This is a genomic window from Hymenobacter lutimineralis (genome assembly GCF_008271285.1).
GTDB lineage: Bacteria > Bacteroidota > Bacteroidia > Cytophagales > Hymenobacteraceae > Hymenobacter > Hymenobacter lutimineralis.
In genome coordinates this window covers 121658-136164 of the sequence record NZ_VTHL01000003.1, presented here as the reverse complement: position 1 = coordinate 136164, position 14507 = coordinate 121658, and the positions used below count along the sequence as shown (strand labels likewise).

Here is a 14507-nt window from a genome sequence, read left to right as displayed (position 1 = left end):
TCTCTTCGATTCTCTTTTCCACCCCTTTTTACCTTTTGCACGTTGCGCATGAAAAAACGAGTACTGCTTGCCTTGCTGGGCTTAGCCACCGCCCAGCTGGGAAATGCCCAGGACCTGAAGCAGTCTTCCGTGCCGGGCGGCACCACCGTATGCTTTGCCTCCACCGAAAACGCCTATACCCGCATTGCCCCGCCGGAAAGCTTTCTGCGGGCCCAGCGTTTGAAAGGCCGCTCTATCAATGCCCCCATTACGGTGACGTACACGGGCTTCACGCCCGCGGCCAAGGCGGCTTTTCAGTACGCGGTAGATATCTGGGCTTCTTTGCTTAAAACAGATGTGCCCATTTATATTGAGGCTACGTGGGAGCCTTTAAAACCAGGTGTCTTAGGCTCGGCTGGCCCAGGTACATATATACGTAATATAAGTGGGGCGCCTCAAAGTAACGTGTGGTACCCCATAGCTCTGGCCGAAAAGCTAGCTGGGCAGGAGCTGAACGGAGCCGGTCAGGCCGACGTGGTGGCCAGCTTCAGCAGTACCTTCGACTGGTACTTGGGCACTGACGGCAACACCCCCACCAATAAGTACGACCTGGTGTCGGTGGTGCTGCATGAGCTGGGCCACGGCCTGGGCTTCGTGGATGGCATGCGGATAGTGGATGCCGGGGGAGAGCACGGCTATGGTGGCCTGCCCGTGGCTTACGACACCTTCGTGGAAAACAGCCTGGGCAAGCGCCTGGTCGACAAAACCAACTTTGCCAATCCTTCCCCGGAGCTGGAAAAGCAGATGACCAGCAACGCCTTGTACTTTAACAGCGACTTGGCCGAGGCGGTGAACAACAATACCCGGCCGCGGCTGTACGCGCCCACCCGGTACAGCGGGGGCTCTAGCATTGCTCACCTAAACGAGAATACCTACCTCTCAGGCGACCCCAACTCCCTGATGACGCCCCAGATCGGGCCGGCCGAGTCTATCCACACCCCGGGGCCTATTACGCTAAAAATGTTCGACGAAATGGGCTGGTTTAACACGGCCATTCGTCATACGCCCCTACGCGACACGGAAACGGCCCAGAACTACACCGTCACGGCCGTAATTGAAAGCGACGGAACCGTGAAGGCCGATTCGCCCAAGCTGGTGTACTCCGTAGATGGAGGCACTGACGTGACGCTGAGCCTGGCCCCAACCGGCCAGCCCAAGCAGTATTCGGTGGTTATTCCCAACCCGGGCCTCAACCACACCATCCGGTACTACCTGAGCGCCGCCGACAATGAAACCGGCCGCACTTACACGGCCCCGGGTAAAGCGGCGCCGGGTATTGCCGCCATGCCCCGCTACACCTTCAAAGTGGGGGCCGACGTAACGGCCCCGGAGGTAGCCCACGAAGCCCCCAGCTTCCTGTTCGAGTCGCAGCTGCCCTACCAGCTGGTGGTAGCGGCCGACGACAACGTGGGCGTGGCCTCAGTGAAAGTAGAGTATAGCGTAAACGGCGTGGCCCAGACGCCTATCGAGCTAACCAAGCAGGGCGAGGATACTTATGTAGGCACCATCGGGAATAACGGCACCCTCAAAGCGGGCGACGTACTCACGTACCGGGTGGTAGTGACGGACGTGGCTACGGCACAAAACAAAGCCTTCAACCCCACTGCTGGCGTATACACCATCAACGTAGTGAAAGTGAAGGATGCCCAGGTTACGTACGTCAACCAGCTCAACAGCGCCACGCCGCTTGATCTGGTGGGCAACGGTTTCTCCATTACCACGCCCGCCGGCTTCAGCAACGCCGCCATTCACTCCCTGCACCCCTACCCCGATGGGGACGGCGACGACCAGGAAACTAACTTTATCTACCAGCTGCTGGTGCCCATTAAGGTGCAGGCCAACCGCGCCGAGGCCACGGTGAAGTTCGATGAGATTGTACTGGTGGAGCCCGGCGAGGACGGGAAACCTTTTGGCTCGGTCGATTTCTACGACTACGTGGTGGTGGAAGGCAGCAAGGACGGCACTACCTGGGTACCCCTGGCCGATGGCTACGATGCCCGCGCCAATATTGCCTGGCTGGACCACTACAACAGCAGCACAAGCGGCAACAACTCCACTGCCGTGGGCACGCCCAGCTTGTTTAGGGCCCGTGAGCTCAACCTCCGCGACAAGTTTGCCGGTGGGGACATTGTGCAGCTGCGCTTCCGCCTGTTTGCCGATGCCGGTGCCCACGGCTGGGGCTGGGCCATCGACAATCTGCGCATTCAGGACGCAGTAACGGGCGTGGCCCAGGAGCTGAAGGATGCCGGCGGGTTCGACGTATTCCCGAACCCCACCACAGGCCGCTTTACGCTCCAGGCCCGCCTTACCAAAGCTACGCCCGGCCTACAAGTGGTAGTGCGTAATGTGCTGGGCCAGGAAGTGCTGCGCAAAGCCCTACCCACTACGCCCGGCCTCGTGAAGGAAACCCTCGACCTAAGCCAGCTGGCAAATGGGCTCTATCTGGTAAGCCTGGGTGATGGTTCTGAAGCGCTGACCAAGCGCCTGATGGTTCGCCACTAAGCTTCCCCTTAGAAAAGTAAAAGAGCCGCTTCTGCTATAGAAGCGGCTCTTTTATTATGGGCTGAGCAGTGGCCTACTCAGTGGGCAGTTGCCAGCCCAACTTGCTGATAAAATCCCATAACACCACGCCGGCGGCTACGCTCACGTTTAGGCTGTGCTTGGTACCAAACTGGGGAATTTCCACGGCGGCGTCGCACAAGGCCAGTACTTCATCCTCCACCCCAAACACTTCATTGCCCATAATGAGGGCGTAGCGCTGGTCGGGTAAGGGCTGAAAGGCGGGCAGCAGCTGGCTGCCGGTGGTTTGTTCTACGGCTACCAGCACGTAGCCTGCGGCTTTCAGCTGCTGCAGGGCCTCCCGGGTGGTAGCCGCGTACTCCCACACCACCGACTCCGTGGAGCCCAGGGCTGTTTTGGTGATTTCGCGCTGCGGGGGCCGGCCGGTAATGCCGCACAGCCATATTTTTTCGATGGCAAACGCATCGGCGGTGCGGAAGGCCGCGCCCACATTATGCAGGCTCCGCACGTTGTCGAGGACTAGGGTAAGGGGGAATTTTCGCGTATTTTTGAAGTCTGCCACCGTCAGCCGGTTGAGCTCTTCCATGGAGAGTTTGCGCATGCCCACAAAGGTAGGAACGCCCGGCTAGGTGGTAGCTGTTTGGCTTAAGCCGCACTGGCCTGATCATGCTCTGCGCCCTTGCTTGCGGTGCGCGACCTGCTCAGGATAACAGGCCAGCCCCATATTCCCGTATTTCCGCTTCCGTGAAAATCAAGTCTGCCGATACCAATAAAAAGCCCATCCGCACGCATGGTTCCCTTGGGCCCGCCCCCGTGGTTGATACCCCGCTGATGAAGCAGTACTACCAGCTCAAGCAGCAGCATCCCGGTGCGGTCCTGCTGTTCCGGGTGGGTGACTTTTACGAAACCTTCGGCGAGGATGCCGTTACGGCCTCGCGCATTCTCGATATTACGCTGACCAAGCGGGGCGCGGGTACCTCTTCTGAAACGCCGTTGGCCGGCTTTCCCCACCACGCCCTCGACAACTACCTGCCCAAGCTCGTGCGGGCCGGGCAGCGCGTCGCCATCTGCGACCAGCTCGAAGACCCGAAAATGGCTAAGGGTCTGGTGAAGCGCGGCATCACGGAGCTGGTGACGCCGGGCGTAAGCCTGCACGATAACGTGCTGGAGCGCAAAAGCAACAACTACCTCTGCGCCGTGCACTTCGGCAAGCAGGAGGCCGGCATCAGCTTTCTGGACATTAGCACCGGAGAGTTTCTGGTGGCGCAGGGCACCATTGAGTACCTGGGCAAGCTGCTGCAGAACTTCCAGCCCGCCGAGGTACTTTTCTGCAAGAAAAGCCGCGCGGAGTTTGAAGGGCACTTCGGGCCCGACTACTGCCATTTTGCGCTGGATGAGTGGGTGTTTGGCTTCGACTACGGGCATGATACCCTCACGCGTCATTTCCGCACTACCTCACTTAAGGGCTTCGGCATTGATGGCCTGCGCGAGGGTATAACGGCAGCCGGCTGCATCCTGCACTACCTCGCCGAAACCAAGCACACCGATGTAGGGCACATTGGCAGTATCGGGCGCTTGGAGGAAGACAAGTACGTGTGGCTCGACCGGTTTACGGTGCGCAACCTGGAGCTGGTACACGCCCAGCACCCCGGCGGCGTACCCCTCATCGATATTCTCGACCAGACCGTGACCCCCATGGGCGCGCGGCTGCTGCGCAAGTGGGTGGTGCTGCCGCTCAAGGAGCCAGCCCAGATTCAGCGCCGCCTCGATACCGTGGAGGCGCTGCTTCAGACCCCCGAACTGCTCGAAAACCTGCTCCAGCACCTGCGGCAGATAAATGACCTGGAGCGTCTCATTTCCAAGGTGGCCGTTCGGCGCATCAACCCGCGGGAGCTGCTGCAGCTGGCCCGCGCCTTGGAAGCCATTGGTCCCATCCGGGCGGAGCTGGCGGCTTCGGGCATCAAGGCCCTGCAGAAGCTGGCCGACCAGCTCAACCCCTGCCAGGCGCTGCGGGAAGAAATCCGGGCGAAAGTGCGGGAAGATGCCCCTATCCTCACCAACCAGGGCGGCGTGCTCAACGATGGGGTAGACCAGGAGCTTGACGAGCTGCGCGCCATGGCCTTTTCGGGCAAGGACTACCTCTTCCAGCTCCAGCAGCGGGCCATTCAGGAAACGGGAATATCGTCGCTGAAAGTGGCCTACAATAAGGTGTTCGGCTACTACCTCGAAGTGACGAATGCCCACAAGGATAAGGTGCCGGCCTCCTGGATTCGGAAGCAGACGCTGGTGAATGCCGAGCGGTACATCACCGAGGAGCTGAAAACCTACGAGGAGAAAATCCTCCACGCCGAGGAGCGGCTGTTCGTCATCGAGCAGAACATTTACAACGACCTGGTGCTGTTTGCGGCCGAGTACGTAGCCCAGATTCAGCAGAACGCCCGCGCTATTGGGGTTGCCGACTGCCTAGCCTCGTTTGCCGCTACCGCCCGCCAGCACCGCTACGTGAAGCCTACTGTGGATGACAGCACGCTGCTTGACATTCGGGCGGGGCGCCACCCCGTGATTGAGCGCCAGCTGCCCCCCGGTGAGCAGTACATTCCCAACGACATCCGGCTAGACCAGGACGAGCAGCAGATTGTGGTGATAACCGGGCCGAACATGGCTGGCAAGTCGGCCCTGCTGCGGCAAACGGCCCTCATTGTGCTGCTGGCCCAGATCGGCTCCTTCGTGCCCGCCGATGCCGCCCACATCGGCGTTATCGACAAGATCTTCACCCGCGTGGGGGCCTCCGACAACCTGAGCAAGGGCGAAAGCACCTTCATGGTGGAAATGACGGAAACGGCCAGCATCCTCAACAACCTGTCCGACCGCAGCCTGGTGCTCATGGACGAAATTGGGCGCGGCACCAGCACCTACGACGGCATCAGCATTGCCTGGGCTATTGTAGAGCACTTGCATAACTGGCCCAAGGCCCGGGCCAAAACCCTGTTTGCCACCCACTACCACGAGCTCAACCAGCTGGCCGACGACTGCCCGCGGGTGCGCAACTACAATGTGGCCGTGAAAGAAGCTGATGGTCGCATTCTGTTTCTGCGCAAGCTGCGAGAGGGAGGCTCCGAGCATAGCTTCGGAATTCACGTGGCCCGCATGGCGGGCATGCCCACCTCCGTGGTGTTGCGGGCCAATGAGATTATGCACCACCTGGAGCAGGAGCGCGCCTCCGCCGGCGTAGACACTGACGGGGCAACGGAGTTCGATGAAGTACTGGCCGGCCTAGACGTAGCCCCGGCACCAGTAGCTACGCCCGAGGCAGCACGGCCGGGGCCTCGGGCCCAGCCCGCGGCGGCGGTGCACTCTGCGCCCCGGCCCAGCCTGCAGCTCAGTATGTTCGAGCCCGCCGACCCGGCCCTCGAGCGTATCCGAGAGCTGCTAGAAAGCCTGGATGTAAACACCCTTACCCCCATTGAGGCGCTGCTAAAGCTCAACGAGCTAAAGCTGGCTACCCGCAGCAAGTAACCGTTGTTTCGGGCCACCGGCCCAGCAGTATATTGCCCCCGCATTAACTTTCTTTGCCCCCTCACTACATCGTTGATTATGATTATTCGTCGCGGCACCGAAGCCGATTTGCCCCGCGTGCATGAGCTTATCGTCGAGCTGGCCATCTACGAGCGCGCCCCCGAGGAAGTCACCAACACGCTGGACGACATGCGCCGCGACGGATTCGGACCTCAGCCAATTTTTGGGTTCTTCGTGGCCGAGTCGCCAGAGCAGGGCATTCTGGGCATTGCGCTGTACTATACCGCCTACTCCACTTGGAAAGGACGGATGCTGTACCTCGAAGACCTGGTGGTAACGGAAGCCGCCCGCGGCACCGGCCTGGGCAAACTGCTGTTTGACGCCGTGGTGGCCGAAGCCCGCCGCACCGGGGCCCACCGCCTGCGCTGGCAGGTGCTGGAATGGAACGAGCCCGCCATCGGCTTCTACAAAAAAATCGGCGCCAACCTCGACCCCGAGTGGCACAATGGCACCCTCACGGCCGCAGAGTTGGCGGCCTACGCCTGTCACCCGGACGTGGAAGCAGCCGTGCGCGGGTAGATTGGGTTTAGGCGTTTTGCAGCGGGACCGGGGCATACGTGGCCGTGGTAGCCGCCCGTACGCGGGCGTACCAGATTTCGGCGGCCACCAGCCACGCCCCACCCACGCCCGCCGCAAGGCCAAGCCACGCGGTATGGTAGGTGAAGGCCAGTACCAGGCCCAGCGTGGCCAGCAGGCGCACCGGCTCCAGCTGCGTAGCCCAGCGGCGGTTCTCAAACAGGCCGCCGCAGGCTACTACCGCCCAGCCTATCCAAAGTGCCGTAATCAGGCGCAGGGGAGCATTCATATCTTTCTGGGTGAACAGAAACAAGGCCCCAATACCAATGGTGACGACGTACTGCCCAAATACGTACCAGTTCAGCTGCACCGGGGCCGGGGTATGGTATTTCTGATACGTGAGCGGGTCTACGGCCGGAATTTCGTAGGGGCCTCCCTGGCTGGCGGGGCGCCAGCCGGGCCGCCCAAACAGTGTGCGTAGCTTGTCGCCGAGGCCGGGTGTGCGGCTAAGCTGCTGCCACAGCCCCTGATAGTGGCCCAGGTTTGCCCACACCGGGTTCCAGGAACTGACGGGCACCGTCACGCCGTATACCGGCCGTTCCTGTTCGGGCTCAAAGGTGCCAAAGAGCCGGTCCCAGATAATCAGCGCGCCGGCGTAGTTCTTATCGATGTATTGCGGGTTGCGGCCATGGTGGACGCGGTGGTGGGAGGGCGTATTGAGCACCCATTCCAGTGGCCCCAGCCGGCCAATATATTCGGTATGAATCCAGAACTGGTACAGCGTCACGAAGGCCGACACGTACACGAAAAACTCCGGCTCGAACCCAATGACGGCCAGGGGCAGGTAGAAGGCAAACGTGAACAGCTCCTGCCAGGAGCCCTGCCGCAAGGCCACCGAGAGGTTGTAGTCCTCGCTCTGGTGGTGCACCACGTGGCCTCCCCAGAACAAGTTGATTTCGTGGCTCATGCGGTGGGCCCAGTAGTAGCACAAATCAGCCAGCACAAACAGCAGGGCGCCCGTAAGCAAGGTGCGGGGCACGTGCCAGATAGCCAGGTGCTGGTAGAGTAGCGCGTAGGCGCCCACGCCCAGCACCTTCATGAACACGCCCGTTACCTGCTGGGTGAGGCCGCAGCTGATGTTGGTGAGGGCATCGTGGAAGCGGTAGTGCTTGGTCTGGTGAAATCGTTCGACCAGCAGCTCCACCCCAATCAGCAGAAAGTAGATGGGAATGGAAAGGATAATCGGGTTCAAGTTCATCGGGGGCGGGGTGGGAAGTGGACAAGCAGGGCGAAGCGCAGGTAAGATAAACAGAAAAAGCCGCCTCCAGGGAAGCGGCTTTTCGTGCCTTCAAGGGTACTGTGAGACTAGTCTACCACTTCCAGCATGGTGCGGAAGGAGGCAAACCGCCCGGCGAAGTGCTTGTCAATTTCCTGGCGCAGCGCCGGGGCCGCTACCTGCTGATATTCCTCCAGCTGCTCCAGACTCACGCAGTAGTACTGGGCGGCGTAGGTAACACCCCCGTCTTCCTCGTTGAGCAGGCGGCAGAGCTGGCTTTTCAGGAAAAAGCCGGTGGCCATTACATCCGGCAAATGCGTGTCGCGCATGTAAGCTACCCACTGCTCTTCAATTTCCGGGTCGAGGCTGGTGGTGACGTTATACAGAATCATGGGGAATGTCGGCGAAGCGGATGAATACGACCAAGGGTGCTAGGCCGGAGTACGGTTCTACGGCGCAGGTCTTGGTGCGACAACACAAAGTTCAGGCAAAAATTCCAGTCGCCGGCCTAAACGGGCGTATGGCTCACACCCGCATGGTGTCGAGCAGCACGTGGTCGATGCGCTCCTGGATGGCCGCGGGGGAGAGTTTCTCGCGGATGGCCGCCTGGAGCAGCCCCGGCAGCTCGGCATCGGAGGCGTAACGCAGGGCGGCTATCTGCTTGAAGGTGAGCTGCTGCTCGAAGGGCTGAAAACTGTCCCGGGTGATTTCGAAGTAGCGTTGGCGCATCTCCAGCCGAATGATGCGGTCCTGCAGGGTGAGGGCGTAGTGCTGCCGCATCATAATGAGTATGCCCAGTACAATAATGGCTCCGGCCGCCACGCAAAACCACAGGCGGGCGTTGTTGTCGTCGGTGCCGGCTACGGCTGCGTAGCGCCGTCCGGCATAAAAGGCCATGACCAGCGCCGCTGGCAACAGGATAAAATGGTGCGGCGCGTAGAAGCGCACGGTAGGGCGGTTGTTGGGCGAAGAAGAGGGCATGAGCTGTGGTCGTGAAAAGCACTGAAATTTTCGAGCCGCTATATGCTGGGTGCGCGGGGAACTTGCCTGGCTGAGTACCGACCATCGCCCCGCAGACTTACCGGCTTAGGCGCGGGCTGCTTTCCGGGCTTCCTTGGTGCGCTTCTTTTCTTCTTTCAACAGCCCACGCGCTTCTTTTTCGCGCTGGCGGTCGGCTTTTGCCGCTTCCTGCTGCCGGCGTAGTGTCAGCTTTTGCTCTTTAAGCTGCTGCTTTTGCTCCTTCATAGCGCGCTTCTGCTCGTTAAGCTGCGCCTTGGAGTCGTGTACGGCGGTACGGGAAGCCGTCGAGGCTTGTTTCTGAGTGTTCAGGGTGCCTTGGGCAGCGGCGGCCCGGGCTTGCTGCTGCTCCAGCGTAAGCTGGGTGGTATCGGTTACCGCAGGCGTGGTTTGGGCGTGAGCAGTGGCTACGCTGCAACAGGCAGCGGCTAAAAGCGCAACAAAAAATTTCATAGCTACGGTCGAGTTCATAGGAGAATTCGCCCTTAGGTACGGCGCCCACTCAGCAGAGTTGGGGTCAGCCCACTTAGCCGCTGCAAACAAAAGCCCGTCCGCCGGGCTACGCCTCGTCCAGTTCCACGTAATCAAGGTCCTTGCCGAAGCTTTCGGGCAGGGTACTCACGGCCCAGAAGGCAATGAGTAAGGAAGCCAAACCCACTACGGCCCCGGCCAGCACACGGTTGGGCGCGCCGGGCTGCCCCAGCGCGGCGGCTGTGTACTGAAAGATGGGCACCAGCAGCACCACCGAGCCACGGGCAAAGTTGGGAGCCGTGGTAGCCACCGTGGCGCGCAGGTTGGTGCCGAACTGCTCGGCGGCCACCGTCACGAACAGGGCCCAGAAGCCCACCGCAATGCCCAGCACAAAGCACACGGCGTAAAACACCGTGGGCGAGGCCCCACGAATGGCAAACAGGTACACGCCCACCATCAGGCCGCAGAACACCAGAAATATCTGCAGCGCCCGGTTGCGGCTGCGCAGCAGCTGGCTGAGCGTACCGCTGGCAAAGTCGCCGAAGACCAGTCCAAAATAGCACCAGAACACGCCCAACCCGGCCGTGACGGGTCCGGTCAGGCCCAGGTCTTTGCCGAACTCGGGAGAAAGGGTAATCAGGATGCCCACCACAAACCACAGCGGCACCCCGATGAGCAGGCACTTGAGGTAGCGGGCCAAGCGTGGGCCATTGGTGAACAGGGCAAAGAAGTTACCGCGCTCCACCTCACTCTTTTTGGCCTGCTCATACATCCCCGACTCGTACACGCCCACGCGCAAAGCCAGCAGGGCGAGGCCCAGCCCGCCCCCCACAAAGTAGGCATTGCGCCAGCCGAACTTGTCACCCACCCAGTAGGCGAGCATGGCGCCGGATACGCCCACGGTGGCCACAATCATGGTGCCGTAGCCGCGCTTTTCCTTAGGCAGGGTTTCCGAAACCAGGGTAATGCCCGCGCCCAGCTCTCCGGCTAGCCCAATGCCGGCAATCAGCCGCAGCCAGGCGTACTGGTCGATGGTTTGCACGAAGCCGTTGGCAATGTTGGCCAGGGAGTAAATCAGGATGGAACCGAAGAGTACCGAGAGCCGGCCCTTTTTGTCGCCGAGCACGCCCCACAGAATGCCCCCCAGCAGCATGCCGCCCATTTGCATGTTGATGAGGTAGAGGCCCTGGCTGGTCACTTGGTCGGCGGCTGTAATTCCCAGCTCGTTGAGGCTGGCGACGCGCACAATGCTGAACAGAATCAGGTCGTAGATGTCGACGAAATAGCCCAGGGCAGCTACCACCACAATGGTGCTGAGCAGACCGGTAGTTTGGGAAGGAGAGGCAGGCGTAACGGATTTCATGCGGGAGGGAACGTTGCGACCCGCAGATTACGAAGATTTACCGGCATCCTGGCTTCTGTTATCCGGAGGGGAGCCAGGGGCCAGCAGAATTGTTCCGGTGTATTTTAGCCCGCAGAAGGCGCGGTGGTTTTGCCAGCGTCCTACGTAGCAGCTTAGGCGGTCAGGCAGCCCCCGCCTTCCCTACGCGTCGCAGCAGCCGTGGGCGCCCATCAAGGGGTAGTCATCTTCCAGCTGCACGGTGCAGTGGTGAATGTTGAACTCGTGGAGCAAATCGTGCTGCAGCTCCCGTAGAAATTGGTTGCTGTTTTGGCCGCCGGGGCGCACCAGGTGCACCGTGAGGGCCGTGTCCTGGGTGCTCAAGGGCCAGATGTGCAAGTCGTGCAGGGCTGTAACGCCGGGACGGGCCAGTAAAAAGCGCCGCACCGCCCCTACCTCAATTCCGACGGGAGCCGCCTGTAAGCCCAGCTGCATAGTCTCGCGCAGCAACCCCCAGGAACTGTAGCCCACCACGGCCAGAATTACGAAGCTGATGGCCGGGTCGAGCCAGAGCCAGCCGGTGAAGTACACCAGCGCTCCACCCACCACTACGCCCACCGATACCAGCATGTCGGTGAGCATGTGCAGGTAGGCGCCGCGCACGTTTACGTCGGCCTTCTGCCCGCTCTGGAAAAGCCAGGCGGTGAAGCCGTTGATGAGCACGCCCAGCCCGGCCAGGGCCATGACGACCGGCCCATTTACCGGGGCCGGGTGGCGCAGGTGGTCGATGGTATCCCAAAGAATAAAGCCCAGGGCCAGGTACAAAAGCGCCGCGTTGAGTAGCGCGGCTTGAATAGTGGCGCCCTTGTAGCCGTAGGTGAACCGCTCGGCCGCCCGGCGTCGGGCCAGCAGCGTGGCGCCCCAGGCCAGGGCCAAGCTTAGCACGTCGCTCAGGTTGTGGCCGGCATCGGAGAGCAGGGCCGAGGAATTGGCCCACAAGCCGCCCGCTGCTTCGCCCGCCACAAACAGCAGGTTGAGCGTGATACCCCAGGCAAAGGCCCGCGAGAAATTGCCGTCGGCAGGCGGGCCGTGGTGGTGGTGGTCGTGTCCGGCGTGGTCGTGGGCCATACGGGTTGCTCGCAGTATTGCGCAGTGAAAGGAGTAGTGTCTCGCGGTGTCGTTCTGCGGTCAGCGCACTGCGGACACTGCGCCTTCCACAGCATAACAATGCGAGGAATTTACTTGAACGACAAGGGCACCAAAAGCTTCACGCTCAGGGTACGGCCCATGTTAAACACGCCTGGCCGGCCGGTGGCCTCGTTTACGGCCGTGTACTTCAGCCGACTGAGGTGATTTTGATACGCGACATCAAAGAGGTTGTTGGCCGCTAGGTACAAGGAAAACAGCGTGCGGTCCTTGGCCGACACCACATCTGTTCCTATACCTGCATTAAACAAGGTATAGCCAGAAGTGGGAGTTTCAGTGTCGAAGGCCGAGAAAATGCGCTTCTGGGCGAAGTTGTGCTCCAGGGTGGCCCGCGCGTACAGGTTGTGCAACCGGGAGCGGCCGGCTTTGCGAAAGTTCACCCGCAGCTCCGACTGAAATCGGTCGGCGGGGGTAAAGGGCAGGTAGCGCTGCCCGCTGGGCTGGTCAAACTGCAGGGCCCGCACCATCGAAAACGAGTTTTCGAAGTGTAGCCAGTCCAGGGGGTGGGGGTGCAGGTCGAGGCTGACTTCGCCCCCGGCCAGGCGCGCGTCGCCCTGCCCGTAACGGAACACCCGGTCGCCGTCGGCCGACAGCGAATCGGTGCCATCGACGGCGGCCAGGCGGCGGGGGAAGATGTAGTTGCTGATGCGGTTGCGAAAAACGTCGGCCTGGAAGCTAATGTGGTCGGAGGTGAAGCTCACCCCGCCGTCGGCCTGGAAGCTGGTTTCGGCCTTAAGATCCGGCTCCCCGATTTCGTAGCGGGTAGTGCCTTCGTGAATGCCATTGGAGCCCAGCTCGGCAATGTTAGGCGCGCGGAAGCCCCGGGCTAGGTTGGCCTTCAGCAGCCATTTTTCGCTGAGGCTGTACGCCCCGCCCACGCTGCCGCTCACGTTGCGAAAGGTGCTCTGGAAGCCCCCAAACTTCTGCTCACCCAGGCCAGCCGGCACCGGCTGCTCGTCGGCGTTCAAAAACAGGGCATCGGCCGTGATGCGCCGCGCGTCCACGCGCAGGCCACCGCTAAGGTCGAGCTTCCCGAAGCTCTTTTTGGTGACGCCAAACAGGCCCCCATCCAGCAGCCGGTACGCCGGAATCAGGAACTCCACGCCTTTGTTCTGGTTTTGCTGCTGCATGCCGCTCAGGCCCACCGTGGTGTTCCAGCCGTTTTTCTCGGGCAGAAACCAGCGCAGGGCATAATCCACGGTGCGCAGCTGGAAAAACAACGACTTCTCGTAGTAGTCCAGCGGGTTGCCGAACTCCCGGCGCAGGTTCTGCTGCCAGCCCACGTTCAGCGTCACGCGGTGCTGGCCCAGAATAAAGTTGTTATCGGTGCCCAGGCGCAGGTGGTTGATCTGCTGACGCGGTACATCCAGGTCGTAGCCCGAAAAGCCGCGGTCCATCACCACTTCCGGCTCGCCCAGGCCATTGATGCGCAGAAACCGGCCGGTGGCTGCCTCCCGTTCGCCCTCAATCAGGCCCAGAATCTGGTTGAAAGAATTAAACGTGAGGTGGGAGTAGCCCCAGCTTTTGTTTAGACCCACGTAGCCGCTGCCGTCCAGCTCCCGAAAGCCCGAGTTGTACACCCGGTCGTCGTAGCGGTCACGGTAGTCGGCGGCTACTTTGCCCGAGCCGCGCACCTGCCAGTTCAGGCCATTCAGGTTGCCCGCGTTCCAGACTGAGTAGCCCTGCTGGTAGTTGTTGGTTTGGTAGGTGGCGGCTACGGCGCCGAGCACCCGGCCTTCCTCCACGGGCTCGGCCGGCAGGAAGTTGATAACCCCGGCCAGCCCGTCGGAGCCGTAAAGCAAAGAACCCGGACCTTTGATGACTTCGGCCCGGTCGATGCTGAACTCGTCGATTTCGATGCCGTGCTCATCGCCCCACTGCTGGCCCTCCTGCTTGGCTCCGTTGTTCAGGGTGATAACGCGGTTGGCCCCCAGCCCCCGGATAACCGGCTTGCTGATGGCTGCTCCGGTAGTAATCTGGTTTAGGCCCGGCAGGTGGGCCAGGGCATCTACGGCGTTGGTAGCGGCCGTTTGGCGCAGCCGTGTCTGGTCCACCACGCTGGTGGGAATGGGGGAGCGGCGCATTTCCGTGCTAGCCGATACCCCCGTAACAATGACCTGCCCAATTTCTGTATCGGCCGCCGTGAGGGCTACGTCGAGGGCAAGGCCGGCGCCGGTATCCACGGTCCGTACCACGGGTGTGTAGCCGATAAAGCGAACCTGCATGAGAAACCGCCCGCGGGGCAAACTGCTGAACCGGAACGTGCCGTCAGGCCCGGCCGCCGTGGCCTGGCGCAAATCCGGAAACACAATGGTGGCCCCGGGCAGCGCCTCGCCGGTGGCGGCATCAGTAATACGGCCCGTCACCGGGGGCGCCGCCACGCGCGCGGGCCGGGCAGGCGGCGGCGCGGGGGCTTGGGCAAGTGCGCTAAAAGAAAGCAGCCATACGCCGGCCGTGGGAAGAAATCGGAACATACTCGCAAAAAACTATACGCTGGTCATGAACGGCAGACGGGGCCGCAAGGCTGCACTTAGCCAAAACTAATGA

11 protein-coding genes are annotated in these 14507 nt (G+C 61.4%); 3 read left to right on the top strand and 8 right to left on the bottom strand.

All coding sequences use genetic code 11. The features are described from left to right. Positions 1–48 precede the first annotated feature (48 nt). Complete coding sequence (locus FY528_RS04520) at positions 49–2541, top strand: T9SS type A sorting domain-containing protein (protein ID WP_149069805.1); 2493 nt, start codon at positions 49–51, stop codon at positions 2539–2541. Between the two features lie 73 nt (positions 2542–2614). Here FY528_RS04520 and FY528_RS04515 read toward each other — a convergent pair whose 3' ends face one another. Beyond that, entirely contained in the window at positions 2615–3160 is a 546-nt protein-coding gene (locus FY528_RS04515; RefSeq protein ID WP_149069804.1) for an RNA methyltransferase, read from the bottom strand. 230 nt (positions 3161–3390) lie between these two features. Between FY528_RS04515 and mutS the strand changes: the two genes are divergently transcribed. Together mutS and FY528_RS04505 are read left to right on the top strand one after the other, a co-directional pair. Then, a complete protein-coding gene (mutS, locus tag FY528_RS04510) occupies positions 3391–6075 on the top strand; it encodes a DNA mismatch repair protein MutS (protein WP_187632020.1) in 2685 nt (894 codons plus the stop codon). A 78-nt stretch (positions 6076–6153) separates the two neighbouring features. Continuing rightward, on the top strand, positions 6154–6654 hold the full coding sequence (locus tag FY528_RS04505; RefSeq protein ID WP_149069803.1) for a GNAT family N-acetyltransferase: 501 nt from the start codon (positions 6154–6156) through the stop codon (positions 6652–6654). 7 nt (positions 6655–6661) lie between these two features. On the opposite strand, the gene FY528_RS04500 is transcribed toward FY528_RS04505, so the two are convergent. From FY528_RS04500 to FY528_RS04470, 7 genes are all read right to left on the bottom strand, one after another. Then, a complete protein-coding gene (locus tag FY528_RS04500) occupies positions 6662–7909 on the bottom strand; it encodes a sterol desaturase family protein (RefSeq protein WP_149069802.1) in 1248 nt (415 codons plus the stop codon). Between the two features lie 107 nt (positions 7910–8016). Continuing rightward, on the bottom strand, positions 8017–8319 hold the full coding sequence (locus tag FY528_RS04495; RefSeq protein WP_149069801.1) for a DUF4286 family protein: 303 nt from the start codon (positions 8317–8319) through the stop codon (positions 8017–8019). A 133-nt stretch (positions 8320–8452) separates the two neighbouring features. After that, positions 8453–8908, bottom strand: coding sequence for a DUF6526 family protein (locus tag FY528_RS04490; protein WP_149069800.1), 456 nt, complete (start codon positions 8906–8908; stop codon positions 8453–8455). Positions 8909–9013: 105 nt separating this feature from the next. Next, positions 9014–9397 carry a hypothetical protein gene (locus FY528_RS04485; protein ID WP_149069799.1) on the bottom strand — a complete coding sequence of 128 codons (384 nt, stop codon included), beginning with the start codon at positions 9395–9397 and terminating at the stop codon, positions 9014–9016. 106 nt (positions 9398–9503) lie between these two features. After that, the gene (locus tag FY528_RS04480) at positions 9504–10778 is read right to left on the bottom strand and encodes an MFS transporter (RefSeq protein ID WP_149069798.1); all 1275 of its coding nucleotides are present in this window, start codon (positions 10776–10778) and stop codon (positions 9504–9506) included. Between the two features lie 180 nt (positions 10779–10958). Continuing rightward, complete coding sequence (locus FY528_RS04475) at positions 10959–11882, bottom strand: cation diffusion facilitator family transporter (protein ID WP_149069797.1); 924 nt, start codon at positions 11880–11882, stop codon at positions 10959–10961. Positions 11883–11992: 110 nt separating this feature from the next. Next, positions 11993–14434: a TonB-dependent receptor gene (locus tag FY528_RS04470; protein ID WP_149069796.1), complete on the bottom strand. Its 2442-nt coding sequence runs from the start codon at positions 14432–14434 to the stop codon at positions 11993–11995. Between the last annotated feature and the right edge of the window lie 73 nt (positions 14435–14507).

Bases quoted from the DNA above. Each gene is read 5' to 3' on its own strand.
- FY528_RS04485 (WP_149069799.1), bottom strand. From the start codon at position 9,397: ATGAAATTTTTTGTTGCGCTTTTAGCCGCTGCCTGTTGCAGCGTAGCC.
- FY528_RS04490 (WP_149069800.1), bottom strand. From the start codon at position 8,908: ATGCCCTCTTCTTCGCCCAACAACCGCCCTACCGTGCGCTTCTACGCG.
- FY528_RS04505 (WP_149069803.1), top strand. From the start codon at position 6,154: ATGATTATTCGTCGCGGCACCGAAGCCGATTTGCCCCGCGTGCATGAG.
- FY528_RS04480 (WP_149069798.1), bottom strand. From the start codon at position 10,778: ATGAAATCCGTTACGCCTGCCTCTCCTTCCCAAACTACCGGTCTGCTC.
- FY528_RS04515 (WP_149069804.1), bottom strand. From the start codon at position 3,160: ATGCGCAAACTCTCCATGGAAGAGCTCAACCGGCTGACGGTGGCAGAC.
- FY528_RS04495 (WP_149069801.1), bottom strand. From the start codon at position 8,319: ATGATTCTGTATAACGTCACCACCAGCCTCGACCCGGAAATTGAAGAG.
- mutS (WP_187632020.1), top strand. From the start codon at position 3,391: ATGAAGCAGTACTACCAGCTCAAGCAGCAGCATCCCGGTGCGGTCCTG.
- FY528_RS04470 (WP_149069796.1), bottom strand. From the start codon at position 14,434: ATGTTCCGATTTCTTCCCACGGCCGGCGTATGGCTGCTTTCTTTTAGC.
- FY528_RS04475 (WP_149069797.1), bottom strand. From the start codon at position 11,882: ATGGCCCACGACCACGCCGGACACGACCACCACCACCACGGCCCGCCT.
- FY528_RS04500 (WP_149069802.1), bottom strand. From the start codon at position 7,909: ATGAACTTGAACCCGATTATCCTTTCCATTCCCATCTACTTTCTGCTG.
- FY528_RS04520 (WP_149069805.1), top strand. From the start codon at position 49: ATGAAAAAACGAGTACTGCTTGCCTTGCTGGGCTTAGCCACCGCCCAG.